General features: G+C 68.6%; 24 protein-coding genes, 7 tRNA genes and 4 pseudogenes. 26 read left to right on the top strand and 9 right to left on the bottom strand.

Annotated elements, in window-relative coordinates; all coding sequences use genetic code 11:
- Positions 1-80: 80 nt before the first annotated feature.
- Genes ACN469_RS03745 through ACN469_RS03735 form a run of 3 tightly spaced genes read left to right on the top strand, consistent with a single transcriptional unit; the run spans position 81 to position 2,453 of the window.
- Positions 81-725 (top strand): RNA polymerase sigma factor, encoded by a 645-nt coding sequence (locus ACN469_RS03745; protein WP_498764161.1) that lies wholly within the window; start codon positions 81-83, stop codon positions 723-725.
- Positions 718-1,275 (top strand): zf-HC2 domain-containing protein, encoded by a 558-nt coding sequence (locus ACN469_RS03740; RefSeq protein WP_498764159.1) that lies wholly within the window; start codon positions 718-720, stop codon positions 1,273-1,275. Before ACN469_RS03745 ends, ACN469_RS03740 begins: the two co-directional genes overlap by 8 nt.
- Positions 1,276-1,286: 11 nt before the next feature.
- Complete coding sequence (locus tag ACN469_RS03735; RefSeq protein WP_498764157.1) at positions 1,287-2,453, top strand: AraC family transcriptional regulator; 1,167 nt, start codon at positions 1,287-1,289, stop codon at positions 2,451-2,453.
- Positions 2,454-2,507: 54 nt separating this feature from the next.
- On the opposite strand, the gene ACN469_RS03730 is transcribed toward ACN469_RS03735, so the two are convergent.
- On the bottom strand, positions 2,508-3,695 hold the full coding sequence (locus tag ACN469_RS03730; protein WP_498764155.1) for a hypothetical protein: 1,188 nt from the start codon (positions 3,693-3,695) through the stop codon (positions 2,508-2,510).
- Positions 3,696-3,741: 46 nt separating this feature from the next.
- Entirely contained in the window at positions 3,742-4,413 is a 672-nt protein-coding gene (locus tag ACN469_RS03725; RefSeq protein ID WP_498764153.1) for an RNA polymerase sigma factor, read from the bottom strand.
- 432 nt (positions 4,414-4,845) lie between these two features.
- Between ACN469_RS03725 and ACN469_RS03720 the strand changes: the two genes are divergently transcribed.
- The 4 genes from ACN469_RS03720 to ACN469_RS03705 all read left to right on the top strand — a co-directional run bounded on the left by ACN469_RS03720 (position 4,846) and on the right by ACN469_RS03705 (position 9,071).
- Positions 4,846-5,553 carry a metallophosphoesterase gene (locus ACN469_RS03720; RefSeq protein ID WP_498764151.1) on the top strand — a complete coding sequence of 236 codons (708 nt, stop codon included), beginning with the start codon at positions 4,846-4,848 and terminating at the stop codon, positions 5,551-5,553.
- 310 nt (positions 5,554-5,863) lie between these two features.
- Positions 5,864-7,630 (top strand): vWA domain-containing protein, encoded by a 1,767-nt coding sequence (locus ACN469_RS03715; RefSeq protein WP_498764149.1) that lies wholly within the window; start codon positions 5,864-5,866, stop codon positions 7,628-7,630.
- A gap of 29 nt (positions 7,631-7,659) precedes the next feature.
- Complete coding sequence (locus ACN469_RS03710) at positions 7,660-8,679, top strand: hypothetical protein (protein ID WP_498764147.1); 1,020 nt, start codon at positions 7,660-7,662, stop codon at positions 8,677-8,679.
- A 20-nt stretch (positions 8,680-8,699) separates the two neighbouring features.
- Positions 8,700-9,071: a hypothetical protein gene (locus ACN469_RS03705; RefSeq protein WP_498764145.1), complete on the top strand. Its 372-nt coding sequence runs from the start codon at positions 8,700-8,702 to the stop codon at positions 9,069-9,071.
- A 10-nt stretch (positions 9,072-9,081) separates the two neighbouring features.
- Here ACN469_RS03705 and ACN469_RS03700 read toward each other — a convergent pair whose 3' ends face one another.
- From ACN469_RS03700 to ACN469_RS03690, 3 genes and pseudogenes are all read right to left on the bottom strand, one after another.
- Positions 9,082-9,579 carry a DUF2267 domain-containing protein gene (locus tag ACN469_RS03700; RefSeq protein WP_498764143.1) on the bottom strand — a complete coding sequence of 166 codons (498 nt, stop codon included), beginning with the start codon at positions 9,577-9,579 and terminating at the stop codon, positions 9,082-9,084.
- A gap of 104 nt (positions 9,580-9,683) precedes the next feature.
- Positions 9,684-12,026, bottom strand: a complete 2,343-nt coding sequence (locus tag ACN469_RS03695) for a GMC family oxidoreductase N-terminal domain-containing protein (RefSeq protein ID WP_498764141.1) — start codon at positions 12,024-12,026, stop codon at positions 9,684-9,686.
- A gap of 193 nt (positions 12,027-12,219) precedes the next feature.
- A pseudogene (locus ACN469_RS03690) lies at positions 12,220-12,507 on the bottom strand (endonuclease V); the annotation flags it as partial.
- A 205-nt stretch (positions 12,508-12,712) separates the two neighbouring features.
- Between ACN469_RS03690 and ACN469_RS03685 the strand changes: the two are divergent.
- The 15 genes from ACN469_RS03685 to tnpA all read left to right on the top strand — a co-directional run bounded on the left by ACN469_RS03685 (position 12,713) and on the right by tnpA (position 20,467).
- Positions 12,713-13,741, top strand: a complete 1,029-nt coding sequence (locus ACN469_RS03685; RefSeq protein ID WP_498764139.1) for a hypothetical protein — start codon at positions 12,713-12,715, stop codon at positions 13,739-13,741.
- Positions 13,742-13,775: 34 nt separating this feature from the next.
- Positions 13,776-15,128 (top strand): hypothetical protein, encoded by a 1,353-nt coding sequence (locus ACN469_RS03680; protein WP_498764137.1) that lies wholly within the window; start codon positions 13,776-13,778, stop codon positions 15,126-15,128.
- A gap of 108 nt (positions 15,129-15,236) precedes the next feature.
- Positions 15,237-16,346, top strand: coding sequence for a hypothetical protein (locus ACN469_RS03675; RefSeq protein ID WP_498764135.1), 1,110 nt, complete (start codon positions 15,237-15,239; stop codon positions 16,344-16,346).
- A gap of 140 nt (positions 16,347-16,486) precedes the next feature.
- Positions 16,487-17,788: a S8 family peptidase gene (locus ACN469_RS03670; protein ID WP_498764133.1), complete on the top strand. Its 1,302-nt coding sequence runs from the start codon at positions 16,487-16,489 to the stop codon at positions 17,786-17,788.
- Between the two features lie 198 nt (positions 17,789-17,986).
- Positions 17,987-18,235, top strand: coding sequence for a hypothetical protein (locus ACN469_RS03665; protein ID WP_498764131.1), 249 nt, complete (start codon positions 17,987-17,989; stop codon positions 18,233-18,235).
- A gap of 9 nt (positions 18,236-18,244) precedes the next feature.
- Complete coding sequence (locus ACN469_RS03660; protein WP_498764129.1) at positions 18,245-18,826, top strand: HesA/MoeB/ThiF family protein; 582 nt, start codon at positions 18,245-18,247, stop codon at positions 18,824-18,826.
- 98 nt (positions 18,827-18,924) lie between these two features.
- Complete coding sequence (locus ACN469_RS03655; RefSeq protein ID WP_498764127.1) at positions 18,925-19,083, top strand: hypothetical protein; 159 nt, start codon at positions 18,925-18,927, stop codon at positions 19,081-19,083.
- Positions 19,084-19,178: 95 nt separating this feature from the next.
- A tRNA-Tyr gene (locus ACN469_RS03650) sits at positions 19,179-19,264 on the top strand.
- Positions 19,265-19,314: 50 nt separating this feature from the next.
- Positions 19,315-19,385: transfer RNA gene (locus ACN469_RS03645), tRNA-Ile, on the top strand.
- Positions 19,386-19,392: 7 nt separating this feature from the next.
- Positions 19,393-19,463 (top strand) — tRNA-His (locus tag ACN469_RS03640).
- 79 nt (positions 19,464-19,542) lie between these two features.
- Positions 19,543-19,613, top strand: a tRNA-Lys gene (locus tag ACN469_RS03635).
- A gap of 17 nt (positions 19,614-19,630) precedes the next feature.
- Positions 19,631-19,701: transfer RNA gene (locus ACN469_RS03630), tRNA-Gly, on the top strand.
- Positions 19,702-19,720: 19 nt separating this feature from the next.
- Positions 19,721-19,793: transfer RNA gene (locus ACN469_RS03625), tRNA-Gln, on the top strand.
- Between the two features lie 19 nt (positions 19,794-19,812).
- Positions 19,813-19,884: transfer RNA gene (locus ACN469_RS03620), tRNA-Asn, on the top strand.
- A 262-nt stretch (positions 19,885-20,146) separates the two neighbouring features.
- Positions 20,147-20,467: an IS66 family insertion sequence element accessory protein TnpA gene (tnpA, locus tag ACN469_RS03615; RefSeq protein ID WP_498764125.1), complete on the top strand. Its 321-nt coding sequence runs from the start codon at positions 20,147-20,149 to the stop codon at positions 20,465-20,467.
- Positions 20,468-21,469: 1,002 nt separating this feature from the next.
- On the opposite strand, the gene ACN469_RS03610 is transcribed toward tnpA, so the two are convergent.
- The gene (locus ACN469_RS03610; protein ID WP_498764123.1) at positions 21,470-21,670 is read right to left on the bottom strand and encodes a hypothetical protein; all 201 of its coding nucleotides are present in this window, start codon (positions 21,668-21,670) and stop codon (positions 21,470-21,472) included.
- A 74-nt stretch (positions 21,671-21,744) separates the two neighbouring features.
- Between ACN469_RS03610 and ACN469_RS03605 the strand changes: the two genes are divergently transcribed.
- On the top strand, positions 21,745-22,554 hold the full coding sequence (locus tag ACN469_RS03605) for a Mu transposase domain-containing protein (protein ID WP_498764121.1): 810 nt from the start codon (positions 21,745-21,747) through the stop codon (positions 22,552-22,554).
- A complete protein-coding gene (gene istB / locus ACN469_RS03600; RefSeq protein WP_498764119.1) occupies positions 22,551-23,318 on the top strand; it encodes an IS21-like element helper ATPase IstB in 768 nt (255 codons plus the stop codon). Before ACN469_RS03605 ends, istB begins: the two co-directional genes overlap by 4 nt.
- Before the next feature lie 210 nt (positions 23,319-23,528).
- Here the strand turns inward: istB and istA are convergent.
- The 3 genes and pseudogenes from istA to ACN469_RS03585 all read right to left on the bottom strand — a co-directional run.
- A pseudogene (istA, locus tag ACN469_RS03595) lies at positions 23,529-24,212 on the bottom strand (IS21 family transposase); the annotation flags it as partial.
- Positions 24,213-24,497: 285 nt separating this feature from the next.
- A pseudogene (locus ACN469_RS03590) lies at positions 24,498-24,818 on the bottom strand (transposase); the annotation flags it as partial.
- A gap of 201 nt (positions 24,819-25,019) precedes the next feature.
- Positions 25,020-25,721 (bottom strand): hypothetical protein, encoded by a 702-nt coding sequence (locus ACN469_RS03585; RefSeq protein ID WP_498764117.1) that lies wholly within the window; start codon positions 25,719-25,721, stop codon positions 25,020-25,022.
- Between the two features lie 402 nt (positions 25,722-26,123).
- Between ACN469_RS03585 and ACN469_RS03580 the strand changes: the two are divergent.
- A pseudogene (locus tag ACN469_RS03580) lies at positions 26,124-26,444 on the top strand (transposase); the annotation flags it as partial.
- A complete protein-coding gene (locus tag ACN469_RS03575; RefSeq protein ID WP_498764115.1) occupies positions 26,341-26,613 on the top strand; it encodes a transposase in 273 nt (90 codons plus the stop codon). The pseudogene ACN469_RS03580 and the gene ACN469_RS03575, both read left to right, overlap by 104 nt.
- Positions 26,614-26,657 lie beyond the last annotated feature (44 nt).

The following is a 26,657-nucleotide window of genomic DNA, read 5'->3' as shown; positions in this document are numbered from 1 at the left end:
TGTCCGCCTCGGACACACGTTACCCGGGCACCGGGGAGCGGCCACGTCCCGGAGACGCTTCAGAGCGACGGGAAGACGGCATGAGTGCAGCCGTGCAGGGCCTGCGGATGACGACGGTTCGACTGCCGAGGGAAGCCGAGGAGCCGATGGAGGCGTCGCGCGGGGCGGACGAGGAGTCCCTGTCGCGCAAGGCCCTCGCCGGGGACAGGGGCGCGTGGGACGCACTGGTTGCGCGCCACCACCGCCGCGTCGTGGTATCGCTCCTGGCCCGAGGCGTCCGGGTGGACCGGGCGCACGAGCTGGCCCAGGAGACGTGGGCCCGACTCATCCAACAACAGCAGCGAGGGCTGCTGACGGAGCTGCGCCTGCCCAACCTCGCCCTCACCCAGGCGGCCTTCCTGGCCGCGGACGATGCCCGCCGCGTCCGGCGAGAGTCCATCTCCGGGGCGGTGGAGGAATTGCCCGAGCGTCAGCACCCGGTGGACCCGGCCGTATCCGCCGAGCGTCGCCTGCTTTCCGAAGAGCAGCTGTCTCGCGCCCATGCCGCGCTCGCCCAGGTGTCGCCGAGCGCGCGGAGCGTGTTTCTCCTGGCCTGTGACGGCCAGGAGCTACCCCATGCCGAAGTCGCCGCGAAGGTCGGTCTCTCCGTCCAGCGCGTGCGGCAGATCCTGTGCGAGGTCCGCAAGAAGCTGCGGACCGCGCTCGAGGAGGAGACCCATGCTTAAGCCCCACCTGACCCGCGACTCCGCGGAGCAATACATCCTGGGCGCACTCGCCCCGGAGAAGGCGGCGGCGTTGGAGGCCCACACCCTGGAGTGTGAGCCGTGCGCCGTGCTGCTGCAGGAAGAGGCCTTCCTGTCCGAACAGCTCACCGAGGCCGCCAGCACCTTCCCCCGGGAAGAGCGCGTCGTGCGTCCCCTCGTGCGGCACGCAAGGCGCGCCGCGACGGGCGCGGCCATCGCGGCCCTGGCCGCCGCGGCCTCGCTCACGCTGGTGCTGCTGACCGGCGACAAGGCCACCCAGCCGGCGCTGCCCGACAGCCTGGACTCACGGCCGCCCATGGTGGCCGTGGACCTGGACGAGGGTGATTCTCCGACGAAGACGAACGTCGTCGCCTGTCCGGACCTGGCCACGCAGGACTTCTGTACGCGCAAGGCCGCCGAGCGCGGCCTGCTGGTCATGAATCCCTGGGGCACCGCCGAGGTCCCCCGCTACGAGGCCCGCACCGGCCTCCCCGAAGGCGCGCTGAGCGCGCGCCAGCCCGTGTCGCTGTGAGGACGCCCGCCATGGACCTCCGGAAGAACCTCGTCGCCCTGCTGCTCGCCCTGGCCGCTCCGGTGGCCCAGGCGCAGTCGTCGGGCGACACCCAGAAGCTGCCAGTCGGCTGGTACGTCACGGAGAGCGCGCCCAAGCGCTACGAGGCGGGTGTGGACAACAGCGCGCCCTGCGAGGGCGCCCGCAGCGCCTACCTGCGCTCGCTGTCGCTCGATGAAGCGGGCTACGGCACGTTCATGCAGGCCTTCGGCGCGCAGGACTTCCGCGGCAAGCGGCTGCGCTTCTCCGCCGCCGCGCGCGTGAAGGACGTGGACGGCTGGGCTGGCCTGTGGATGCGCGTGGAGGGACCGGACCCGAAGCAGCCGCTCGCCTTCGACAACATGCAGTCGCGCGCGCTGGTCGGCACCCGTGGCTGCAAGCGCTACGAGGTGGTGCTGGACGTCCCCAAGGAGGCCACCACCATCATGGCCGGCCTCATCATGAGCGGCACGGGGCAAGCGTGGCTGGACGGCGTGCGCTTCGATATCGTGGACGACACGGTGGCCGTGACGGACCTGCTCGCCGGGCGCCCGCTGGTGGCCTCCACCGGCCCCGCCGGGCTGGACGAAGTCGCGCCCGTGGCGAAGAACGAGCAGGTTCCCCTGGGCCGCGTGGGCGATGTCTGGTTCAACCATGGCCGCGTCGCGGCGGACAAGCCGTATACCCGGCGCACGGATGGCGTCTGGGTGAGCATCCTGTCCGAGGAGATCTACGAGCACGGCATCGAGGTGACGGGCACCTTCGGCCAGCGGCAGATCGAGCTGAAGGTGAAGGCCGGCACCTCGCGCACGCTCATCGACGGCACGTGGGGTGGGGAGCCCGTCAACATCGTGCTCACCCCTGACATCCTCACCATGAAGTGGGGCAGGCTGACGCGCGAGCTGCCGCGGGACAAGAACGCCGCGGTGGACAGCACCTGCAACCGCTACCAGGTCAGCGATGGGCCGCGCGTCATGGACCAGATCGACGTGTGCGGCGCCGCGCTCGGCACCCGACCTCCGCCGGCCCAGCTCATCACGGCCTTCCTGGCCAACGGCTTCCGCCGCAGCATGCCGGCTCGCAACTTCCCCATTCCGCAGCCGCCCGTGCGCAGCCGGGAGGCGCTCGACACGCAGCGCACCGGCACTCCGAATCAGTAGCAGCCAGGGAAGTGTGGGGCCCCGCGCTCACCGCGAGGGCCCCGTCCCACGAAGTCAGAAGGCGAAGTCCCGCTCCAGCGTCTCGCCGCCAGCCTGCACCGTGAGGTGGGCGGAGCGCGCGCCAGTAGAAGACGCCGTGGACAGGTCGAACGCCAGGCCCTCGGGCCCGGACGTGGGCTTGAGCGAGGGACGGCCGGGACTGAGGAACACCGCCGCCGTCACCGTCCGGCCCGTCAGGGGCTGCACCAACAGCCGGACGCGCTGACGCTCGCGCACCAGCACCACTCGAAACTCCCGCCGCTCCTCCAACACTTCCCGGTGCTCCGGGTGGCGCGCCGCGGAGGGACGCTGCGACGCCGGCTCGCGCGAAGAGCGCGCGGCGCGGGCCATCGTCCCGTCACCCTCCTCCAGCTCCAGGGCCTCTTCAATCGCGTCGTCGCCCTCGCCCAAGGCCAGCACAGCCTGGGCGCACTCGCCACAGCGGGCCGTATGCGCGTCCATGCGCTCGCGCTCGTCGGCGGACATCATCCCCATGTCGAAGCGCCAGAGGTCATCTTGCGTGAGGTGGCGACGCGGGGGCGCATCCACGGGCGCCGCATCCGCGATATCCGCGCGGCACTCGACACAGCCCTGGATGTGGGGAGTGGGTGCTTGGGGCCCGCCCGTCCAGGTGGCCACCAGGTCATCGCAGCCGGCCCGGGACGTAAACCACCAGGCCTTGTCCTGCTCCGCGGCGTCGAGCAGCTCGAGCTCCTGACGGCGCTGCGGGTTGAGGGGAATGAACCAACGTGCTCTGGGAAGAAGCGACGAATCCAGGCTCCCGAGCGACTCCAGATAGCGGTCTCGATTTCGCGCGGCCTCGCCGTCCAAGGCACCATGGAGGGCCTCCCAGGCGGCCAGCGCGAATGCGGCGGAGGCGGCCCTGTCGCGAGCGGCAAGTCCCTCCAGCGCCGAGGCCCGCCACACTTCCGCCTCGTCACCACCGTCCAGCACCACTTCCATCGCTTCTTCCGCGGCCCTCAACAGCACGGGCTGGAGCGCCTGCGGTTTCTGCGCCTGGAGCCAGCTCTCCACCCCCGGTCGACCGAGGCCGCGAAGGGCGGCCTCCACACCTTCCGTCCCCAACCGGGTCGCCCTCCTCAAAAAGTCCCCAGCGGCTTCGAGGACGACTCCTGGTGAGGTGGACCCGGCGGTGAGAACGGTGCGACGGGTGGCGTAGCGAGACATGGCATCGGTCTTCATGACTTCATTCCTCCTGAATACCCCGGGGTGGGTCCGGGAAGGAGGCTCACGCTTCCTCCCCTTGTGGCGACTCGCGCTGGAGATCCAGCAGGTAGAGCTTCAAGTAGGCCTGGGCGCGACTGACGCGCTTGTAGGAGTTGACCACGGTGATGTTCAGCCGACGTGCGCATTCCTCGTGATCCTCCACGTCCTCGTGGTGATACAGCTCCCACGCCGAGGCTTCCTTGGGGTGCTCCTGCTGGAGTCGGGCGAAAGCGGCCCAGTACAGCTCCTGGGCGTCCGCGCGCTCCTCGGTCCTCCGGCCCAGCTCCACGGCGCGAGCCCGCTCCGACGGAGACTCTTCCATCGCGTCATCGGGGTCCGACGGAGGCGCCGCGAGCTCCTCGCGGTGCCGTCGGTAGAAGTCGATGGCGACGTGCTTGACGATGCGCAGGAAGAACGTCTTGGGAGACGCGCTCCGCCCCGGCATCTGCTGGGAGATGCCACGGAACTGATCCAACCCGCGGTCGAGGAACTTGCCGACCGCGTCCTGGAAGAGTTCGTCCGAGTCCGCTGGGGACCCACGGCCGTAGCTCGCCTGAATCTTGCTGATGACATACCGGGCAGGCCGGTTCCATCGCTGGACCAACGTACCGAGCGGGCCTCCAATGGGCTCGCCCGTGGCGCGGCGGCGGACCACCTCCGCGAACAATTCGTCATCCGTGAGCTGCTCGAACACCGGAAGGACCTGAGGGCTGTGCCCGGAGAACCGCCCCGGGAGATGGGGATACAGGGATGTGGCGCGGCAAGGTACCACGTTGGCATCCGCAGGCAGCCTCCGAGTGGAGCAGAGGACCCCGGCCACCCGGACGACCGGACAGACGGAGCACCCAAGGAGGCCCGACCCGCGGGGCGCCGATTTCCTGACAAAATATCCCTCGGGGAATGCGGGCGGGGAGCGGGAATCTTCCGCGTCAGGAACCGGGAAAGGTCGCGTCCCTGGCCGCAACGCTTTCGAGCGCCCGGCCCGAGAGGCCCTACACGCAGTGGTTCGACTCCACACCCCCACCACCCGGTGGGGTGACGCCGGGCGGTCCGGCACTGACCTCGTAAATCAGCCCACCGGCCTCTCGACTCGGGCGCTCACCCTCTCTTTTGAAGGAACCGTGTCATGTCCCCCCGCACCATCGTCATCGGAGACCTCCATGGCTGCCACGACGAGGCCCTGGAGCTGCTCGCCAAGGTCGGGGCCACGTCCAGCGACCGCGTCATCTTCGCTGGGGACCTGGTGGACCGGGGTCCCAAGCCCCGCGAGTGCGTGGAGCTGGCGATGCGGCACGAGGCCATCCTCGGCAACCACGAGGAGAAGCACCTCCAGCAGCGCCACCGCGAGGACAGCCGCCTGCTGCCCGACCACCTGGCGACGCGCCAGGCCCTCGACGCCACGCACTACGACTGGATGGCGGGGCTGCCCCACTACCTCCGGCTGCCCGAGCACAACGCCATCGTCGTACACGCCGGCATGCTGCCCGACCTGGCCGTCGAGGAGCAGGACCCCTACCACCTGCTCCACGCGCAGTGCATCCAGCCGCCCGGCAAGAAGAGCTACTGGCCATCCAAGGCGCCGGAGGGCTGGACGTTCTGGACCCATCACTGGAAGGGTCCGGAGCGGGTCATCTTCGGACACACCGTCTTCGACCAGCCGCTCGTCACCGAGCACGCGGTGGGCATCGACACCGGCTGCGTGTACGGCCGCTCACTGACAGCGGTGGTGTTGCCCACGTGGGAGCTCGTCTCGGTGCCAGCCCGGAAGTCCCACCGGGGTGGCAAGGACGTGGCGCGCATCCCCATCCACGGCGACGTGTGCGTCTTCTCCTGAGCACCCCTACGATTCAGCGCCCGGCCGACGAAGCCAGACACGCCTGAGAGATGCGGGTTCGAGTCCCGCCGACGGCCGTCAGGCCTCGTAGTTCAACTGGCAGAACACTGGACAGTCAATCCAGCAACACCGGCCTCGTCACTCGGGCGCACCCTTCTTCTCCCTCTCATCCCAGCTTCGCGCGGGTGGCCGTGCCTCGAGCACGAAAGGCCCCCGTGCGTTCCACGCGCGGTGCACTCCCCTCACGCCCTCGGGCGCCTGGGGTCCGCCCCGCGCCTGACCCGCCGCACGTCCCGAAAGGTGGCACCCCATGACGACCACGACGCAGAACACCCCGCTGCTGCCCGAGACGCAGCGTGGCCCCGCCGAGCGCCTGCTGGACCTGGTGCTCAGTGGCTCCGCGCACCTGTGGCACAACCGGCCGGGGCTGGACGTGAACGGCACGTGGGTGGCCGCGGCGCACGCCACTCCGGCGCAGCGCACGCTCGGCAAGCCCGTGAAGCCGGGCCTCTTCGTGCCGGCGGCGGTGCGGCTCTACCGACAGCTCTTGGACATCCACCGACTCAACTCGGAGCTGATGGCGCACTTCGCGTCGTACGCGCTGACGCAGACGGACTGGCGTGACCTGAAGGTGGCCACGTGCGCGCTCATGCTGGTGCAGGAGCACGCGGGTCAGCCCGTCGTCGGCGAGGACGGGAAGGTGGCGTTCCACGACGACGACTGGCGGGCCATTGGCGAGGCCATGGTGCTGCACTACGAGCGCAAGTCCACGCGCATGCTCACGCCCAAGGCGGTGCTGCGCGTGGCGGAGCTGCTCGAGCTGCCGGACATCGCGCGCCTCAACCGTGAGGCGGGCTTCGGCGACCCGGCGTCCCGCAAGGCGCCCATGGGCCGCTGGAAGCGCGTGGCGTCCCGGTGGCTGGCGGCGCGTGAGGCCAACCTGCCGATGCTCCAGGGCCTGGTGAAGGCGGGCTACAAGGAGACGCTGAAGAAGCTGGCGCGCAAGGCGGGGTACAAGCCCCGCGCGCAGGGCTTCTTCGAGGTGCTCGGCTGGAAGCAGAAGCAGGCCGAGGGCGGGCACCGCACGGTGGGCCTGAGCGGGCTGACGCTCGTGAAGAGCCAGCGCTTCGACGGGCTGTCGGAGGCGGAGATCTGCGAGTGGATCGAGCTGGAGCGCCTCTCCTACAAGGAGGTGGTGGGCCGGCTGCCGAGGGACCTGGGCATGACTCCGGCCATCATGGCGGCGCTGCTGCCCTCGTTGTCGGACCGAGACTTGCGGCTGATGACGCCGACGCTCGAGGAGCTGGGGCTGTTGGCGGAGCCCTCCGTGCGCGGGCGCTGGGAGCTGGCTGTCCAGACGGCGACGGACCAGCGTGGGCTGAACATCGCGAAGAACGTGCGCAGCGAGGTGCTGCGCCAGAAGCTGGAGGAGGCGAGCGACAACGCGGCACGACAGGCGGTGGCGGAGGCGACGGCGGAGACCGACGTGAGGGTGATGTTCCTCATCGACAAGTCGGGCTCCATGGAGGGCGCCATCGAGAACTCGAAGGAGGCGCTGACGCGCATCCTCGCGGGCTTCCCGATGGAGAAGCTGCACATCGCGGCGTTCGACACGATGGGCACCGTCCTCAAGCCGAAGGCCTCCAACCGCACGGCGGTGCAGCACATGCTCGAGCGGCTCAAGGCGTCGGGTGGCACGACTCACGCGGCCGGGGTTCATGCACTGAGCCGCGACGGCGTGAAGGTGCCGGAGGGGGCGAAGCTGGTGGTCATCGTGGTGGGCGACGAGGCGGGCGAGGCGGGCGACCAGTTCGCCCGGGCGTTCCGCGACTGCGGCTACACAGTGGCGGCGCTGGCGTTGTTGGTGAGCGTGGCGGGGGCCCGTGGCAACACGGTCCGCACGTGCGCGAGCTTCATGAAGGTGCCCTTCAGCGAGGTGAACGTGGACCAGTTCGCGGACCCGTACCAGGTCCCCCGGGTGCTCAAGGCGCTGCTGGATGCGCCGACGCAGCCCGGTGCCAGCCAGTCCGGCTGGGTGGAGCGGGTGATGCGCACGCCGCTGTTGAAGGTGGCGTGAACCCGAAGTCGTGGTGACAAGGAGGCGGCGTGGACTACCGGAAGTTCCTCGGGAAGGTGGAGTCGGCGGTGCTGCCGTATCTGGGCTGCGGCACCGTGGACACCGCTTCGCGCCGCCTCCGTGTCACCTCCCCCGTGACGCCGGGGTGGTGGCGCTTCGAGGTGGAGGGGCGGGAGGCCACGGCGCGCGAGCAGGCCGGGCCGGAAGGCCTGGACAGGCTGCCGCGCGTGCGGGGCCACATCTGGGGCTCGCGACTGGTGCGCGAGGGCGCGGTGGCCGAGCCCCTGGAGTTGATGCCGGAGGAGGAGCCCGCGGTGCTCTCGCCCGTGAGTGCCCGGCGCTGGCATGACGGCTCGCTGCTGTTCGACAGCGTGGACTTCGAGGGCGAGGCGGAGGACCAGTCACGCCGTGCCCTGGAGGAGGGCCAGCCGCTCTCCACCGTGAAGGGCGTGAGCGCGCCGCTGCGGGCGGCCTATGGCTATGCGCTGCTGGAGTCGGCATCGCGCGCTCTGGACATCCGCTTCGCGCCAGCGGAGACGCGCGGCCGGGTGCTGCGGGTGGCCGAGCTGGGTCGGGCCGAGGCGGAGTCCTGTCTGCGGGCCCTGGTGGAGGAGCGCGAGGCTCATCGGCGCGCGCACGCGGCCAGGCTGCTCGCGGCGAGCGTGCAGGCGCAGGCGGCGCAGACAGCGGAGGCAGCGCGGGCGCGTGCCGTGGAGCTCGCGCAGAGGGCTCGTCGACACCTCGATGGCGCGGGGGCTCGACACGGGCGAGGTGCGCCAGTGGGTGACCACTCGCGCGCGGAGGTCGCGCTCCAGGGCGCGGGGGCGCGGTTGCTGAACCATCGACGGATGGCGGGAAATCAACTCGAGGTGACGTTCGCCTTCATGGGGGAGCGCTTCATCTCTGTCGTCGACGCAGGCACGCTCCAGGTCATCGACGCGGGCGTGTGTCTGGCGGGCGCGGACAGCGAGGTGACGCTGGAGAGCCTGCCCTCGGTCATCCGCGAGGCCATCGATACGGACGTCCTGGTCATCACCCGGCACGGGTGACGTGCGGAAGGGAGGAGTCAATGTCTTCGCAAGAGGTGTGTCTGCTCATCGGTCAAGACGAGGAGGTGCTGTGGTGCGAGACCTCCGACAGCCCCGTCCTCCTGCCTGACTCCCGCACGCGGTGGGAGGCCATCTGGTACTGGCGTCACGAGCTGGTGGAAGTGGCGCACAGCCACCCCGAGGGCCCGCTCGGCTTCTCCACAGAGGATGAGACGACGATGACGGCGCTGACGGAGGCGCTCGGTCGAGCACCGCGCTTCTCCGTCGTGGCCCCTGGCGGCATGGTCGCCCGCGTCGAGGGTCGCGATGTCTGGGTCTCCGACGAGCCCTGGTGGGCCGAGCCCCTGCGCGAAGTCTCGGGCATGACTCACTCGCCCATGGCGCGCGCGTGAGGCACGACGCTCAGCTCGGGCGACGCCACAGCTCCTTGAGGTCCTCGGGGAGCTGGTCCATGACGTCCTCGGCCTCGCCTTCGCTGATCTGATCTCTCACGGCGTTGAGGACCGCGCGCACCACGGGCGCCACCGCGTCCGGGTTGAGCGCCAGGTCCTCACCCACGCGCTTGAGCAGCTCCTCGCGGCCGAAGCCCCCCGGTAGCTCGTCCTCGTGGCGCTCGCACCGGTGCAACAGCTCCGCCAGCTTGCTGGGGAGTTGCGCCTCCAGGTCCTCTGTCTCTTCGGCGTTGATGCGCTGCTCCACCGCGCAGAGGACGGACACCGCGGCCTGCTCCGCCACCGCGGGCGACATGCCACCGCGCTCGCACAGGTGCTTGATGAAGGCCCGGTAGGTCTGGCTCGCGTGCGCGGCGCTTCGCCGGGCACGACGGGCCTCGATGGGCAGCTCACCGCGCGCGCCTTCTCGTGAAGCCTTCCGGCCCTCTTGCTCCCGCTTGTCCGCCATGACCTGTCCTCCCGATGTGCCTTCGTGGGCATCAGGTTGCCCATGGCCCTCGGGAGGAGCACCACCTGGCCTGCACGGAAGGCGGGCCACCGCCTCCCCGCTCGCTACGCGGCTTTTCGCACGTACGTGTCGTAGAGCGCGCCGAAGAAGAACCGCCCGAAGCGCAGCAGCGCCGACAGCCGACGCGAGGTGTCCCGGGCGCTCGGCACACGCAGCGTGGAGAGCTGCACCGCGAAGTCCTTCGCGTTCAACCGCAGCAGCCCTCGCGCGATGCAGGGCCCCGAGGCGTCACTCCCCCGGTGCACGGACACGAGCAGCCGCGTGGTGTCCACCCAGAGGTCGAAGCCCGCATCGTCGTGGACGTCCTTGTAGCCGTCGAGGAAGAAGCGCTCGCCCGACTCGGCCACCAGGGGAAGCTGGTAGTGCATCCGCCGCCCGCCCGGTCGCGCAGCCTCCCGGGTCATCAGGTGAAGCTCGCCTCGCTCCACCGTCAGGGGCCGAGGAGACAACGACAAGGCCTCCACCACGCCGGAGAGTCCCAGGGGGTGCAGCGGGTCCTCCAGCGTGCGCTCCAGGTCGTGCGTCTCCACCGTGAGGACGAAGCGCAGGTGCGTCGCATCGATACGCTTCGGGTCTCCCGCGACGAGCGAGTTCTCCGCCACCGCGCCCGAGATGGAGCCGTACATCGTCTCGGTGAAGCGCACACCCACCGGCGCCCGCGCCTCGCTGTCCAGCTCCTCCGTCGCGGGCGTGTAGTCGATGCTCCACCCGTGCCGCTTCGCCATCAGTGAGACACAGCGCTCGGCCACCGCCGAGAGGGTGAACAGGGGGTTGGTTCCCAGCGGCCTCGGAATCACCGAGCCGTCGCTGACATAGAGCCCCTCGTGAACTTCGGTACCTTCGTCACGGGAGAAGACACGGCCCTCGTGGTCCACGACGCCCGCGCTGGCGTCCTCGGCCATGACGCAGCCACCGAGCGGATGCGTGCAGAGGACCTCATGGCCGGTGAGCCGATTCCACAGCGGGTTGCGCACGAATGTCCCCCCCAGGGCCGCCGTGGCCTCGCGCAGTCGCCGGTCCACGCGCTCCAGCTCCGGCTGCGTGCCCACGTCAGGCCAGTTCACCCGCACCCGGTCGCCCTCCAGCCGCAGCTCACCGGCGCCCGCGTCGTGGGACATGACGAGGAACGTCTGCGTGTGGCGCATGGCCCCGTGGTACGGCCCGCGCACCGCGCTGTCCGCGATGCGCGCGAGCTCCTCCAGCTTGTCCCTCAGCCCCTCGTCCGTGTCGTCACCTGCTACCGCGGCCGCGGCGGCGAGCAGGCCGAGCATCGGCCTTCCGAACGCACCCGGCATGGCGCCGTTCTCGATGACCATGCCGTCCTCCTGCCGGGACGTCGCACGCGCATCGATGATGCCGCTGATGGTGGGGCCCACGGGCTCGCGACCTTCCACCGGATGCGTCCCATGGCCCACGCCGTTGATGGGGACGTCCGTGTTGTAGCCGAACGCCATCACATCGCCGTTGGCGCTGAAGCGCTGGCCCAGCATTCGCGACAGCGGCAACCCTAGCGCTCGGGAGCGCAGCAGGATTTCCGCCGTGCCCATGGTGCCCGCCGCGAGGACGACCGTATCCGCCGTTACCCAGAGGTCCGGCGCCTCGAAGCGCTCACGGCCGCTGTTCATTGGCCGGTAGTAGATGCGCCAGCGTCCGCCATCACGCGCCAGGTAGCGCACGCCCACTTCGGTGAAGAGCTTCGCGCCGTGGCGGTGCGCATCCGGCAGGTAGTTCATCAACACGGAGTTCTTCGCGCCCTGATTGCACCCGGTGAGGCAGTCACCGCACAGCGAGCAGGCCCCCTGTCGCACGCCCGCTTCATTCACGCCGCCCGCGAAGGAGACAGCCAGCGGCGGACGCCGGAAGGTGCCACCCAGGTGGCGCGCGGCGCGCTCCATCGCCTCCAACGAGGCCAGGGGCGGCGAGGACTCTGGATAGGGCGTTGGACGCAACATGCGCTCGGCCCAGGTGAACCCGTCCTCCAGGCGGCCGGGCACATCCGCTCGGAGTGCCTCCGGCCAGCGCGCGTCCTGGAACACGCGCGGGTCCGGCCGCAGCGTGACACCCGCGTTGATGAGCGACGTGCCGCCCAGGCCACAGCCTGTCACGACGGCCACGTCCCCGCCCCGGTGCAGCTCGAAGAGGGCCGTGGAACGTCCCAGGTCGACGCCGCTCTCGGCTTCGAGGTGTATCTGGAACTCCTTGGCGAAGTCCGCCTCCGTGCGTGGGTAGTCGCCCGGCTGCAGCTCCCGTCCCCGCTCCAGGACGCACACCTGGCGACCTGCTCGCGCGAGCCGGCTGGCGGTGATGGCACCGCCATAGCCCGACCCCACCACCACCACGGAGTAGTGGGACTCCAGCTCACTCCACCGTGACGACAGCCTTCGCATCGACACTCCCAATGGCGACCCCCGCCCTCGCTTCACCACCCTCGGAGTACGGTGCCAACGCCCTGGCACTGCTTCCCGCGAAGGCGGACGGGGTGACGTCCGCCCGAGCAGCCTGGCGCCCGGACCACGTCCCCGTCATGAGGACTTCGGACATAGAGGGGGACGGGCCCGCGGTCAAATCCACGGGGGCACCTCACTCCAGCTCGGCGGCCTCACCATCAGCGCGCCTGAGCGCCTTCACCAACCGGTGCGCCTGACGCGTGGTCTCCGGCTCGCGGTATTTTGGACTCGCCCGCAGCACCAGCTCCACCGCCGTGGGCAGGTCCATGAGATGACCCGGTGACACATACACGGGCTGAACCGCCTTGCGCGTGCGGACCGCCATCCCCACCACCTCGCCCTTGTGGGTGAGGGGTGACGTGGAGCCTCGCGCCTCGCCCAGCTTGCCGTGTGTCCTCACCAGCAGGGGCCTCCGTGGACCATCGAACGTCCACACCGCCCCGAGGGACCGAGTACGTGTCCCCTGTCGCATTGCCCTCCGGGTCCGGCCTGGAATGCCGAGACACCGTGCCTACCGTGCTGCCTCCCAGGCATCGGTGAAGCCGCTCCCACGGACCTCCCCCGAGCCACGCCTGGGACACCAGAGGGGCCGGCCCACGGGAGCGTCGCATGTCCGGGAGTATCTGATGCGTCGAGTCCTCGCAGGCTGTCTGGCCCTATCCGCGCTGGGAACCACCTTCCCCGCCGCCGCGTCCGAGTGCGGCTACACCGCCGCGGGCTGGAATGCCCCCAACGGCGCGGTGGTGTTCAGTCGGAGTGATGACGGCCCCATCCGCAATGTGATTGATGCCATTGGCGAGTTCCGCACGCACTCCATGCTCTCGCATGGCGCGACGGGAGGCGTCACCCACGCCACCATGAAAGACCCGGACCAGCACTCGTTGCCCACCGTCTGCGGAACACCGCTCAAGGCCGGCCAACTCCAGAACGGCTACCCGGGGCTGGAGCAGATCAATCAGGGCGGCATCTATCATTACCTGTACGACACGAATGGCCACGGGCCAGACTGGACCGCGTGGCAGTTGGGAGACGCGGTAGGCGCGGCGCGCATCGCGGACAGCCTCTGGTTCAACCACCCCTATGTCAGCGATGTGTCTCGCGCCGACGGCAGCCAGCTCATCGACCGGCCCCTGTGGAACGGGGCGCGCGTGCCGTATTCGTTGTTCCAGTACAGGGACGTGGAGTCGACGCACCAGATTCCTGGCAACGCGGCCAACAACGGCATGATGTGCTCCAGCTTTCTCGCCTACGCCCACAACTACGCGGGCAGGGGCACCGTCACCACGCACACCTATCCGCACGAAGTCGTCGCCAACGCGGCCAACACCATCCACTGGGGTGTACATGGCCAGTGCAAGTCGTCTCTCGGCTGGTTCGAGAAGGCCGCACTGACCGTCATCTGTCCCTTCTCTAACGTGTGCACCAACGCCGGCAATCAGGTGGCCAACTGCATGTCCGCCAATCGCTGTGACGTGAGCACCAGCGGCATCTGGAAGGGCGTGCGCGACAACCCCGCCACCATCGCCACCTCCATCAGCCCGGACCGCATCGGCGGCTGGAGCGTGCACCCCTCCAACACCACGCTGTGGGCCAGCGACTACTCGCACCAGCTCCAGTGGAACTCCGGCGGCAACGTCTACGGCTGCTGGCAGTGAGCCCCCTCTCCCGCTGAATCGACAGGAGCCCCGGATGAATCCCTCGGAACCGCCCTGGTGGCGCCGACGCCTCACCTTCATGCTCGGTCTCGGAATCGCGGCGCTGGTGGCCGGCGGGTTCCTCTCCCTGGAGTCGCCCGCGCCTCCTGAAGCCTTACCCCTCGTCGTGGCGGACCCACGCCCTCCACCCGGGCCCGCGCTCACCGCTCCCGTCCTGCCCACGGTGGTGGACCGAGCCGTTCGTCCCTCGCCGAAGCGCCCTCCCGCCCCCATCATCGACAGCGTGACGGTGGAGAAGCGGGAGGTCTGCTCCGGCGAGGACAACCTCATCAGCGTCCAGGCCCACTCACCGGACGGCAATGACGCCTATCTCCACACCACCGTCGGCGCGGGCATCGGCATGCGCGTTCCCCTGCGCGTCTGGCGCGAGCCGGATGGGACGTACGAGCTGCCCACCGTGACGGTGTTCGGCAAGGACAACGTCGCCACCACCGTGCAGGTGCCCCGCTACACCGTGAAGGACTGCGAACCCGAGCGCCTGGTCGAGGTCTTCTCCCGCCGAGCCCCCAACACCGAGGAGGACTTCGAGTTCCTCGCGCGCATCCTCGAGCCCCCTCGCCGGGACACGACCTCACGGGCGCCCTTCATGCCAGTGCGGTTCGTCTGGACCTTCGACGACCAGCACACGGTGACGACGAGCACGCCCATGGTGACCCAGACCCTGAGCCCCGACATCACCCGGCATCCCTCGATGTACGTCCAGCACCTGGTGCGGGTGGAAGTGTTCGACGCCACGGGCAAGAAAGTGACGGGCCGCTCCTCGCTCCAGCTCCTCGACAACACGTTCGAGAACTTCAACAAGAAGGGCGTCGTCACCGTGCTCGCGGTGGGGACACCCCGCTTCCCCGTGGAGGACGCCGAGGGCGTCGTCCGACAGTCCTTCCGCCTGTCCCACCGTTGGAAGGGCGCGGTGCGGCTGGAGCGTGTCACCGCGCTGCGCACGCGCGCGCCAGAACCCGATGCCCCGCCCCTGCCCGAGGACACCGAGGAGGTAGGCCTGGGCGTGGACTCCCTCCCCGAAGGCCGGGGCGTGGACATCTCCGTCTCCCTGGACACGCGGTCCGAGGCGGGCGTGACGCAAGTCACCTACCTGCTGGAGGGCACCACCGTGGATGGACACGCCGCGCGCGGAACCTTCTCCGTGATGCGTCCACCACCCCGCCCCACCCGCGAAAACAGCACGCCCGTGACGGACCCGCTGCTGCTGGCGAAGGTGAAGCGGGCACGCGAGCTGCTCGGCCAGCAATTCGTCACCGACGAGGACCTCTGGCGACTGGAGCGGGAGGGACGCTTCAAGGACCTCAAGGTCCAACGCGACACGCCGTGAGCCCCCGCCGCCCACCTGACGGGAGCAACCACTCCCACCGGACTGGCGACCGGTGAGAGCGACACGATGGCCTGGGCCCGGAGGGCGTGCTGTCCTCCCGGGCCGCCCATGCCCCGCACCCTTCTCCGAGCCCTGCCCCCGCTGCTGGTCCTGCTGACGGGGAGCCATGGTGCCGCCGAGACTCCCTCCGCCTCATCCTCGCCCGACCTGAACGTTCCCTCGGCCCAGGCGCTGGAGGCGCTGGAACAGCGCATCCTCGGACAAGGCTGTGAGCCCCAGCTTCTGGGCAACGCGAGCCGGCGATTCTCCGAGGCACAGCTCCTGTGCGCGGCGCACCTGTCCTTCCTCCTGGCCCAGTTGTCACTAGACGGCGGCGCTCCACCCGAGACTCCCCGACGGCTGAAGGCCCTGCTCGACAACGCGCTGACGAAGGGCCGCGCGCCCTTCCTCTCCCATGGCGCCGCGCGCGTGGAGAAGCACCAACTTCCCCACAGTGTCCTCTACCGGGGCTATGTGCTGTTGATGCTCGCGGGGATGGAGCGCGCGGGCCTGGCGGACGAGGAGTCCACCGCGCTGTTCGATGCCCTGGCCGCGCGGCTCGTGGAGGCCCTCTCGAAGCAACTCCTGCTGCCTTCCTTCGGCAAGTCCATCTGGCCCTGTGACAGCGCCCCCGCCGCGGCGGGCCTGTTGCTTCATGGGCGGCTGCGCGACAACGCGGAGTCACTCGCGATGGGAGAGCGCCTCACGGCCCGGTTGGTGGAGCTCGCCGCCCTGCCCTCGGGCTTTCCCACCCAGGTGAACGCCAAGGGTCGGCTCGTCGAGCCCACGCCTCGCGGCACCACGCTGGCGTGGACGGGCGCCTTCCTCTCCATGGGCTCACACCCCTCCGCCGCCACCTTCACCACTGCGCTGGTGAAGGGCTACTGCGACCGCCCGGGCGGAGCGCTGGTTCCCCTCGCCGCCTGTCGCGAGTGGCCTCGGGGCGTGAACGGCCGCGAGGACTCCGCGAGCGGCCCTCTGATGTACGGCGGCTACTCCGTGGGCGCGAGCGCCCTGGCCATCGCCGCCACCCGGCTGTCTCCCGAACACAGCGCCTGGCACCAGGACCTGCTCAATGCCGCACGCGAAATGGGCATCCGACCCATGCTCGAAAAGCCACACAAGCACCCCCTGGAGACCGCTCTGTATTGGTGGGGAGCCAACGCTCGCCCCTGGTAGGGAATGCGCCCGCATGTCGGCGCACACCTCGGACGTTCAATGACGAACCGCTGTCTCATCCCAGAGGGCTAAATCAGGATTAAGCCGAATTAAAAGTCGATTCGTATCATTCCGCGTAACCCATTGCAGGGGGATGAGACATGAATCGACGGATGACGACGCTGACCCTGGCCATGAGTGGGCTGGCGATGCTGGGGGCCTGCTCGAGCAGCCGGCCCGTCTGCAAGGACCCGTCGGCCGCCGCCGCGCTCCGCGCGCCGCCGACGGAGAAGTTCCGCACCGTCCGCGAGAAGGTTCCGGGTGAGTACGTGGTGGTGCTCAAGGCGCCCGAGCCGGGGCTGCAGCCGCTCGCCGTCACCCAGGCCACGCAAGCCCTCACGCAGAAGTACGGCGGCGCCGCGTTCGTGGTGTACGAGCACGCGCTGCGCGGCTTCGCCAGCCGGATGACCGAGGACCAGGCGCGCGCCCTGGCCGAGGACCCCAAGGTCGCCTACGTCCAGGAGAGCGGGGTGCTGTCCATCCGGGAGAGCCAGCCGAGCCCGACCTGGGGCATCGACCGCGTGGACCAGCGCACGCTGCCGCTGGACAAGCTCTACATGTACAACGCCACCGGGCTGGGGGTGCATGTCTACATCCTCGACACCGGCGTGCGCTTCTCCCACCGCGAGTTCGGCGGCAGGGCCTCCGTCGGGTTCGACGCCATTGGCGACAGCATGAAGGGCAATGATTGCCATGGCCATGGCACGCACGTGGCGGGCACGGCGGCGGGCAGCACGTATGGGCTCGCCAAGAACGCCACCGTGCACTCCGTCCGGGTGCTCGCGTGCAACGGCTCGGGTTCCACGGCCCAGGTCATCGCGGGCATCGACTGGGTGACGAAGAACCACCAGTCCCCGGCCGTGGCGAACATGAGCCTGGGCGGAGACTCGGACCCGGCCATCGACGAAGCGGTCCGTCGCTCCATCGCCTCCGGCGTCACCTACGTGCTCGCCGCGGGCAACGAGTCCGGCGATGCCTGCAGGCACTCACCGGCCCGGACGGAGGAGGCCATCACCGTGGCCGCCACTGACACCGGCGACAAGCGCACGCCCTTCTCCAACTACGGCGACTGCGTGGACGTCTTCGCTCCCGGCAACCGAATCACCTCCGCCTGGCACTACAGCGACAAGGAGTCGCGCGAGCTGAGCGGCACCTCCATGTCAGCGCCCCACGTGACGGGCGTGGCCGCGCTCTGGCTGGAGCTGAACCCCAACTCCACGCCCGCTATCGTCGCCAGCGCGCTGTTCGAGAACGCCACGCTCGACAAGGTGCGCAGCCCGGGTGAGTGCACGCCCAACCGGATGGCGTACTCGGGCTTCATCGGCGCCGTGCCAGTGCTGCCCACCGTGAGCACCGAGCCCGCAACGACGCCGGCGCCGGTGAGCGGCGAAACCTCGAAGTAAGCGTCCGGCCGCGAGGACCCCTCCCCCTCGCGGCCCCCGAGGGCCGGACTCCGTCAGCACGACGGAGCCCGGCCCTCGTCTTTTCACGGAGCGCCCCTCCTGAGTCAGGACGCCCGACACGCCCCCGTCCCGCGAGGTGCCCGGCCGGCCGCCCCTTCCCCACGGCCCCTGGCACGCGCGAGGAGGCGCGAGACGACCATGGCGACCCTGAACATCACCTATGACGGCATGTCCGCGGACGTGCCGGTGGAGTTGGACCGACCAGTGTCGGACTCCGACGTGCGCCGCATCGCCGCGGAGCTGATTCGCGCGGGCGGAGTTCCCGGCCTGCATCTGTCCCACCTGCGCGACGACGCCTTCCAGCACTTCGTCGTGGACCGGTTCCGGGGTGCGCGCGGCGACGAGCGCATCTACCTGCGCCCCAAGGTGCCCTTCGGCGCCCGCTGAGGAGAAGCCATGCGCATCCTCTTCTGCGGTGTGGGCGCCATCGGCTCCCAGGCGGCCCTCCTGTGCCGCAACCTGGAGGCCACCCTGGTCTTCGTCGACTTCGACCGGGTGGAGTCCAAGAACCTGCTCGCCCAGGCCCACGTGAAGCCCTCCGTGGGGAAGAACAAGGCCGAGGCGCTTAAGCTCCAGCTCCTCAACCTGCACGGCGTGAAGACGGAGTCCTTCGGCGTGCGCGTCACCCGCGACAACGTGGCGGCGCTGTGTGGCGGCGCCGACCTTCTGGTGGACTGCTTCGACAACCAGGACAGCCGCCAGCTCCTCAGCGACTTCGCCCGGGGAGCAGGCAAGCCCCTGGTGCACGGCGCGGTGAGCGCGGACGGGACGTTCGGCCTGGTCCGCTGGGACGAGCGCTTCGTCCCGGATGCCGAGGACACCGCCGGGCAGGCCACCTGCGAGGGGGGCGCGCACCTGCCTCTGTTGGGTCTGCTGGCAGCCACGCTCGCCCGCTCCGTGCAGGACTTCGCCAAGCAGGGAGTGAAGAGGGATGCGCTGGTGAATCTCTCCTCCGTCGTCCCCACCTCGGGCCCCTGAAGTCCGCTGACGAAATCGACGCCGCGACGAAAAGAATCGCGGCGCTGTCAGGGATGAAAATCAACCTCCGTAGATTCCCCATGAAAGGAGCGGTGACCATGAAGACGGTGACGATGCAGTCGAGCAAGGCGAAGCACAGCTATCGAAACAACCTTTGGCCCCAGTTCGACGCCGCCTCCCGCTCCTTCTCGAGCACCGGCTCGATTCGCAACGTGGGATTCGGCCACCTTCACGGCCATCCGCCCGTACCCTGCTGACGCTCGCGCTTCGTCACTGACGCGCCAAGCCACGCAGAGGCCGGGCTCCCATCCAGGGGACCCGGCCTTTCGGCTTTCGGGCCTCCGCTCCGCCAGGGGACGTAGAGCGTTACGGCAGACGCGCGGGCCTGTAGAGCCCGAGCCCGACAGGGCCTGCTGGGTTCAACTCCCAGCGTCCCCATGCTCCACACGAGCAGGGTCCGCAGCACCCAAACCCAGACATAGCTTCCCAGGGGTATAGCTCAAAGGCAGAGCACTCGCTTGATAAGCGGGTGATCCCGGTTCGACTCCGGGTACCCCGACTCCATGTTGGCCGAAGGCGATTGGTGAGCCACCGGGATGTGACCCCGGGGAAGAGGGTTCGATTCCCTCCGGTCAACCTGACAGTTCCGGCTCTCTGACAACTGAATCGTCGTGGTGAATGCACGCCGCCTGCTCGCACGGGGGTAGCGGCAAAATGCCTCCGTAGCTCATTGGTAGAGCATCCGCCTCTTAAGCGGACGGCGAGGGTTCGATTCCCTCCGGAGGTACTCGAAGCAGCAGCAACGCGGGTGTCGTCCAGCGGCAGGATGGCGGTTTCCCATACCGTCGACACGGGTTCGAATCCCGTCGCCCGCTTCACATGTTCCAAGTTCATACCGGAGTCGTCTAACGAGCGAGGATGGCGGACTCTGACTCCGCAGGTGCAGGTGCAATTCCTGCCTCCGGTTCTCTCTACACGCAGCACATTCCCCGGTAGCTCAATGGCAGAGCGCGCGGCTGTTAACCGCGAAGTTGGGGGTTCGAGTCCCTCCCGGGGAGCTGATTGAAAGGGCCTGCAAACTGGCAGTGCCTTTTCGGTTAACACGAGTCGCGCGATGGATTGCGCCAAACACCCATGCTTAAGCCCCTGAATCACAAGGATTTTCACCCTACGACGATTCAGAGAACAATCTCTGTCCTCTGCGGCCCAGAACGCAATTGCCCATTCCTTCGGCCGCGGATTGGGCTTTCTGTATCCGTCCGACGGACGACGTGCTGCGGGGCGTTGCCGGGATGAGCGGGGCAGGTCATCCCTCGACGGATGCAGAAGAGAGCTGAGAAGCCGGAGTGGGTGCGCGTCGCGGAGGAGTTCGAAGCGAGCGGGCTGACGCAGCGGGAGTTCGCCGGACGCCGGGGGCTGTGGCTGAGCACCGTGCAGTCCTGGGTCTACCGCCATCGGCGCCAGGTGAGCACCAAGGTCGAGCCGGCTGTGCGCCTGCTCCCGGTGCAGGTGAGCCGGGAGCCAGCGTTGTTGATGGTCACCAGGAAGCGCGGGAATCTGGTCATGGGTGGACCTGGGTTCCTACGTTCTCGTTCTCGTTCTCGTTCTCGTCGGTCAGGTCAGGACTGCGTCAGAGCATGAGCTGAGGACGAAGGACCTGCCGTGAGCTGGAGAGGAGTCGAGGGAGACCGAAAACTTGTGGACGGTCCGTGGTGCCAGTGAGGTCCGCTCCCGCGCGCGTCTCCCAGAAAGACGGAAGGCCCACCAGTAGCGGCTGGAGGGCCTTCCTGGAATGCGCGCCCTGGTGTGCGAGAGGGGCGGGCCGGTGAGAGGGAAGTAGCGCACTGCGGGGCGTGGCGCCAGAAGCAGGCGCGCGCGGAGGCCCCGTTTGGAGTCGCTGCGTTTCGTGGTGTGTGGGTGGCCCGAGTGTCGGCGGGTTTTCTATCTCTGCACCCGCTGCAACAGGGGACGCCGCTACTGCGGTGCCAGGTGCAGCCACAGGGCCCGCCGCGAGTCGCTGCGCGCGGCCGGGGCTCGCTACCAGCGCACACGCGATGGTCGCCATGCGCACGCCGCGCGCCAATCCTCCTGGCGTGAGCGACGACGGCAGAAAGTGACGCATCAGTCTCCCGCCGTACGGGGCCAGGAGGCGACGGTAGCTGCCGCGCTGGCCCCGTCCCCCGTGGAGGTGGCAGTGGAGCCGAGCGCAGCGAGGCCACCCCAGCATGCACCGCCGTCTTCCCCTGCCTGCACCACCTGCGGGCACTCCAGTCTCTTCCTGCGGCATACGACGCTGGCGCTCACGCGCGCCGGGCCACGCTGGCGTCGCGACTCCGGGTGAGGAGGTGAAGCGATGACTTCACCTGAAACCCGCGCTCGCATTCGCCGGCTGCACCACGCGGAGAAGCGGCCCGTGGGCACAATCGCGACGGAGTGGAGACTGCACCACTCCACCGTGGAGAGCGCGCTCGAGGACAGTCCGGTAGTGAGTCCCAACACCAGCACGGTGAGGGCCACGCTGCTGGGCCCCTACACCTCCTTCATCGACGTCACGTTGAAAGAGCACCCGCGCCTGCGCGCCAGCCGCCTGTTTCACATGGTGAAGGCGCGCGGCTACCCGGGTGGCTACGAGCAGGTGAAGCGCTACGTGCGAAGCACTCGCCCGCAGCCGGCCGCGGAGGCCTTCCTGCGCCGCACCACGCTGCCGGGTGAGGAGGCGCAAGTCGACTGGGGAAGCTTCGGCAAGGTGGCCGTGGGCCACGCCAGCAGGACACTCTCTTGCTTCGTCCTGGTGCTGGGCCACTGCCGCGCCATGTACGCGCGCTTCTTCCTGGGCCAGTCCATGGAGTGCTTCCTCGAGGGCCACGTACGCGCCTTCGAGGCCCTGCGCGCCCTACCGGGGCAACGAGAAGGGCAAGGTGGAGCGCACCATCCGCTACCTGCGCGACTCCTTCTTCTCGGCCCGAAGCTTTCACGGCGTGGACGACCTCAACCGCCAGTTGCACCGCTGGGTGGAGGAGGTGGCCCACCAGCGCCGCGTGCCGGGCGAAGCCTCGGGCCGCACGGTGGCGCAGGCCCTCGAAGACGAGCGCCCGCGCCTGCTGCCCCTGCCCACGCACCCGCTGCCTTGCGACGGGGTGCACTCCGTCTCTTCCGGCAAGACGCCCTACGTACGCTTCGACGGCAATGACTACTCCATTCCCCATACCCTGGTGCGCCAGCCCCTCACCCTGGTGGCCTCCGCCAGCACCGTCCGCCTGCTTCGCGGCCAAGAGGAGGTGGCCCGCCATGCGCGCAGTTGGGACAAGGGCCAGACGCTGGAGGACGCGGCGCACCTGTCCGCCCTCGCTCGCACCAAGGCCCGTGCACACGAGCTGCGTGGCCGCGACGTGCTGCGCTCCCGGTGCCGCAACGCGGACCGCATGCTCGAGGCCCTCGCCGCTCGCGGCGACAACCTCGGCAACCCTACGGTGAAGGTGCTGGCGCTCGCCGACCGGTACGGCCCCGAGGAACTCGACGTCGCCCTCGCCGAGGCCCTCACGCGTGGCGCCCTGGGGCCCGCCTCCGTCGCCCACCTGCTCGAGCAGCGTGCACGGCAGCGCGGCGCGCCGCCCCCTCTGCCCCTCGTCCTCCCCGATGACCCGCGCGTGCGCGAGCAGCGCGTCCCCCAGCACTCCCTCACCGACTATGACGCCCTGCTCAAGGGCCAGAAGGATGACGACTCATGACTACGCCCACCCTCAAGATTCGGCTCACCCAACTCGGCCTGCGTCACACCAGCGACGCGCTGGATGACCTGATTGCCACCGCCACCAAGAGACGCTGGGGGCCCGCCGAGTCGATGGAGGCCATCGCCGACGAGGAGACGAAGGACCGCGCCCGGCGCGGCGTCGAGCGGCGCCTGTCTCGCAGCCGCCTGGGGACGATGAGGACGATGGCGGACTTCGACTGGGGCTGGCCCAAGCGCATCGACAGGACGGCCGTGGAGGGCGCCCTGGCCCTGGACTTCATGGAGCGCCCCGCCAACGTCGTCCTCGTCGCCCCTCAGGGACTGGGCAAGACGATGATTGCCCAGAACATCGCCTACAACGCCGTCCAGGCGGGCCACTGCGTCCTCTTCACCACCGCCTCTCAAATGCTGCTGGATTTGGGAGCCCAGGAGTCGGCTCGCGCCCTGGACCGGCGACTGAAGCACTACTGCACCCAGGCCGGGCTGCTCGTCATCGACGAGATTGGCTACCTCTCCTACGACGCCAGGAACGCGGACCTGCTCTTCCAGGTCGTCTCTCGCAGGCATGAGAAGAAGCCGATTGTCTTGACCACCAATCTGCCTTTCTCGGAATGGACAAACATCTTCCCCAACGCGGCTTGCGCCATTGCGCTGATTGACCGCGTCATCCACCACGCGAGCATCATCAGCATCGAGGGTGACAGCTACCGCCGCCGCGTCGCCGAGGAGTCGCGCGCCGAGCGCAAGGCAAAGAAGGGCTGACCCTCTCCCGCTCTCTCGGCCACCGGCCCCGCTCGCCGCTCTCTCTTCCAGGGCGGCAGTGGGGCCGTCCTGCGTCGATGACCCGATTTCCGCACCCGGCGATGACCACCTCCGTGACCAAATTCCCGCGCTCTTCGATGACCGCCAACACTTGTCCCGAGGCCGCCGCGGGCGCGCGGGCACCACCGCGAAGCCGTAGTGCCGCGCCAGGTCCGCGTACGTGGGGTTGACGTCCGGCTCGTAACGGTGCGCCCGGGTGACGCCGGCCTTGAGGTTGTCGGGCACCACCAACTCGGTGACGCCGCCGAAGTACTCGAAGGCACGCACGTGGCAGCCCACCCACGTGGCCACGTCCTCGCTGAAGACGGGCTCCACGTACGTCAGGTTGCTGGCCCCCAGCACCGCCACGAAGAGCTTCGCCACCCGCGCCTCGCCCGTGGCCGCGTCCACCACCTGCACCCCATCCCCGCTGAAGTCCACGAAGCACTTCTCTCCGGCGCGGTGCTCCTGGCGCAGGGTGACGCTGGAGGCAGCCAGCCATCGCCCGTACCTCTCGCAGAAGCGGCTGTACTGGTAGCCGCCCGGCACCGACTCCAGGTACTCCTGCCACAGCAGCAGCTTGGTGACGCCCTTCTTCTTCATCTCCGCATGCACGTGCGCCCAGTCCGGCTCCGGACGCTCCGCCTGCGCCCTCGCGTCCTCGGGGAACAGCAGCGCCGTCAGCGCCACGTCATCGTCCAGCTCCGCTGGCAGTGGCCACGGCAGCTTCGCCACCCGTGCTCGTCCCAGGTAGTCGCATACCGTACCGTTACCGATGCCCAGGCTCGTCGCAATCGACCGCGTCGTCAGCTTCGCCTCGAACCTCAACCGGAACAGCTCTCTCAGCTTCCTCATGGACAGCCTCTGTGCCGCCATCTCCACCTCCGAATCGGGAGGGCGGAGTGGCCTGCTGCTGCCCGGCGCCGTCAATGCTCCTGTCGACCACCCCCCACTTCAACGCGGGTGCTCGGCTTCACCGGAATGCTTGCTCGGCTTCACCGGAATCGGTGCTCGACATGCCCGGAATGCCTGCTCGGCATCCCCGGAACTGCTGCTCACCTTGCTCCGGAATCGCTGCTCGGCTTGGCCTGGAATCGGTGCTCACCTTGCCCCGGTACACGCAAGCTACCCGCCTTCGCTCTATCCGTCGGGCTTGGGCCCGTGAGGGCCCCCTTTTTGACGCCCGGACGAGGAGTCGATGGAGGCGCGGGAGAGATCCACTTTGCCTCGCAGTCCCAGCTCATCCAGCAGCCGCGCCTGGAACTGTTCCCACACGCCGGCCCGGGTCCATTCCTCCAACCTGCGCCAGGCTGTCATGCCCGACAGGCCAAACTGCTTGCGAGGCAGCATCCCCCAGGGGATGCAGCTTCGGAGCACGAAGACGATGGCCTCCAGCGCCGCCCGGTCGTCCGCCCGAGGGCGGCCCAGCTTCTTCTTGGGCCGAGGCGGAGGCAGCAGGGGCGCTACGCGCTGTCAGAAGGCGTCGAGGACGAGTTCACGGACCATGTCCCTCAATCCGAGGATGCCCCTTGCCAACGGCCAGCCCAGCCCTGACTTTCGTTAGGTGCTGTGAATCCCAACTACAATGGCAAGGCGTTACACCACGGCAGTCAACGCGTCCGCAGACGTTGTAGCCTGCGGACGCGCAAATTCCAGACAATCCTACTTCGATGGCTTGACGTAGTTGTATTCAACCGTCGTGTACGAATAGTCGTAAGACTGGCGCTCGACACTGCCGCAGTTCACGCTGACAAACCACGTACTGACTTGTGATGTCGAGTAGACATACTGAAAACTCGTCACCGGAACGTTCAGGATAGGCATCACGGAAACCATGCCGACGACGGTCCCGAAGTTCTCAGTGACAGTGCTCTGACTCGTCTGTGCCTGCACATCCCCCATCTCATTGGTGAGGTAGTTCAAAATTGGGCTCACATCACCACCCAGTCCGCCAAGAATGGCGGAGAAAAACTCTTGAGTGATGCTGACCGCAGTCCCAGATCCCGATGCCGAGCTCTGGTTGACAGCAGTCTGCCCCATGCCGTCGATGGTGTTCATTGCCAAGGTCATGGCGGGCTGAGCCAGGAGATACAAACCGTTCACGACATCTTGACCGCTCGTGCTCTTGACGGCCGCCTTGATGGTCGATGACATACTCAGCGCTTCTTCGAATGAAGTCGTCACAGTGGCTTTCAAACTGTCAGACCAGCTGTCATCAAGGTACGCGAACAAGAAATCCGATCCTGGAGCAAACAACCACTTGCCAGCATCAGTCAGGAACACGCTGTAGCTAGGCTGTCCCTGTCGCGACGAAACATGGTTGGAACGACGTTGACGACGCGCCAAAGAATCTTGATTTCTCACGACTGCTCCCATGGCCGCTAGCACGGCCGAAGTTGCCCCGAGGCTGTGCATCCCCTATGAATGCGTGTGCTCGCGAGCTGTGACCCTCCTTGAGCAAGGGACGGGCCAAGCGGTCTGGCGAGTCAGTTCACATGAGGGCATGGGTATTCCGGCAAAAAATTGCCGGGCAAGAAGTTGCCGGGCAGCGTTCTCCCGGCCAGAACTTGCCGCAGCGCTCATCATCGTCATCCGCCGCAGCCCGAGGAGTTCGGTCGGGTCAGGCTCCGCAGTCAGTCGCGATACGCGCCTGACGACCGTGCGTAGAACGCTGGTCGTCGGCAAGGGGCATCCCCAAAGGGCATCCCAGCTTGTAGGGACGTGGTCCGTGAACTCGTCCTCGACGCCTTCTGACAGCGCGTAGCGCCGCTGCCGCCTCCGCCTCGGCCCAAGAAGAAGCTGGGCCGCCCTCGGGCGGACGACCGGGCGGCGCTGGAGGCCATCGTCTTCGTGCTCCGAAGCTGCATCCCCTGGGGGATGCTGCCTCGCAAGCAGTTTGGCCTGTCGGGCATGACAGCCTGGCGCAGGTTGGAGGAATGGACCCGGGCCGGCGTGTGGGAACAGTTCCAGGCGCGGCTGCTGGATGAGCTGGGACTGCGAGGCAAAGTGGATCTCTCCCGCGCCTCCATCGACTCCTCGTCCGGGCGTCAAAAAGGGGGCCCTCACGGGCCCAAGCCCGACGGATAGAGCGAAGGCGGGTAGCAAGCATCATCTTCTCGTAGAGGCCCACGGGCTGCCGCTGACCGAATCGGTGACAGCGGCCAACGTGCACGACACGCATGAGCTCTTCCCGCTCGTCGACTCTGTGCCCGCGGCAGGTCCTTCGTCCTCAGCTCATGCTCTGACGCAGTCCTGACCTGACCGACGAGAACGAGAACGAGAACGTAGGAACCCAGGTCC

This window comes from Corallococcus terminator, assembly GCF_049194865.1.
Taxonomy (GTDB): Bacteria; Myxococcota; Myxococcia; order Myxococcales; family Myxococcaceae; genus Myxococcus; species Myxococcus terminator_A.
Note: the sequence above shows the minus strand (reverse complement) of the source record. Positions and strands in the feature narration are given on the sequence as shown.

What these genes read in the sequence shown, in the direction of transcription:
- ACN469_RS03745 (WP_498764161.1), top strand. Translation starts at nt 81, where the DNA reads ATGAGTGCAGCCGTGCAGGGCCTGCGGATGACGACGGTTCGACTGCCG.
- ACN469_RS03740 (WP_498764159.1), top strand. Translation starts at nt 718, where the DNA reads ATGCTTAAGCCCCACCTGACCCGCGACTCCGCGGAGCAATACATCCTG.
- ACN469_RS03735 (WP_498764157.1), top strand. Translation starts at nt 1,287, where the DNA reads ATGGACCTCCGGAAGAACCTCGTCGCCCTGCTGCTCGCCCTGGCCGCT.
- ACN469_RS03730 (WP_498764155.1), bottom strand. Translation starts at nt 3,695, where the DNA reads ATGAAGACCGATGCCATGTCTCGCTACGCCACCCGTCGCACCGTTCTC.
- ACN469_RS03720 (WP_498764151.1), top strand. Translation starts at nt 4,846, where the DNA reads ATGTCCCCCCGCACCATCGTCATCGGAGACCTCCATGGCTGCCACGAC.
- ACN469_RS03715 (WP_498764149.1), top strand. Translation starts at nt 5,864, where the DNA reads ATGACGACCACGACGCAGAACACCCCGCTGCTGCCCGAGACGCAGCGT.
- ACN469_RS03705 (WP_498764145.1), top strand. Translation starts at nt 8,700, where the DNA reads ATGTCTTCGCAAGAGGTGTGTCTGCTCATCGGTCAAGACGAGGAGGTG.
- ACN469_RS03700 (WP_498764143.1), bottom strand. Translation starts at nt 9,579, where the DNA reads ATGGCGGACAAGCGGGAGCAAGAGGGCCGGAAGGCTTCACGAGAAGGC.
- ACN469_RS03695 (WP_498764141.1), bottom strand. Translation starts at nt 12,026, where the DNA reads ATGCGAAGGCTGTCGTCACGGTGGAGTGAGCTGGAGTCCCACTACTCC.
- ACN469_RS03685 (WP_498764139.1), top strand. Translation starts at nt 12,713, where the DNA reads ATGCGTCGAGTCCTCGCAGGCTGTCTGGCCCTATCCGCGCTGGGAACC.
- ACN469_RS03680 (WP_498764137.1), top strand. Translation starts at nt 13,776, where the DNA reads ATGAATCCCTCGGAACCGCCCTGGTGGCGCCGACGCCTCACCTTCATG.
- ACN469_RS03675 (WP_498764135.1), top strand. Translation starts at nt 15,237, where the DNA reads ATGCCCCGCACCCTTCTCCGAGCCCTGCCCCCGCTGCTGGTCCTGCTG.
- ACN469_RS03670 (WP_498764133.1), top strand. Translation starts at nt 16,487, where the DNA reads ATGAATCGACGGATGACGACGCTGACCCTGGCCATGAGTGGGCTGGCG.
- ACN469_RS03665 (WP_498764131.1), top strand. Translation starts at nt 17,987, where the DNA reads ATGGCGACCCTGAACATCACCTATGACGGCATGTCCGCGGACGTGCCG.
- ACN469_RS03660 (WP_498764129.1), top strand. Translation starts at nt 18,245, where the DNA reads ATGCGCATCCTCTTCTGCGGTGTGGGCGCCATCGGCTCCCAGGCGGCC.
- ACN469_RS03655 (WP_498764127.1), top strand. Translation starts at nt 18,925, where the DNA reads ATGAAGACGGTGACGATGCAGTCGAGCAAGGCGAAGCACAGCTATCGA.
- tnpA (WP_498764125.1), top strand. Translation starts at nt 20,147, where the DNA reads ATGCAGAAGAGAGCTGAGAAGCCGGAGTGGGTGCGCGTCGCGGAGGAG.
- ACN469_RS03610 (WP_498764123.1), bottom strand. Translation starts at nt 21,670, where the DNA reads ATGGACTGGCCCAGGAAGAAGCGCGCGTACATGGCGCGGCAGTGGCCC.
- istB (WP_498764119.1), top strand. Translation starts at nt 22,551, where the DNA reads ATGACTACGCCCACCCTCAAGATTCGGCTCACCCAACTCGGCCTGCGT.
- ACN469_RS03575 (WP_498764115.1), top strand. Translation starts at nt 26,341, where the DNA reads ATGAGCTGGGACTGCGAGGCAAAGTGGATCTCTCCCGCGCCTCCATCG.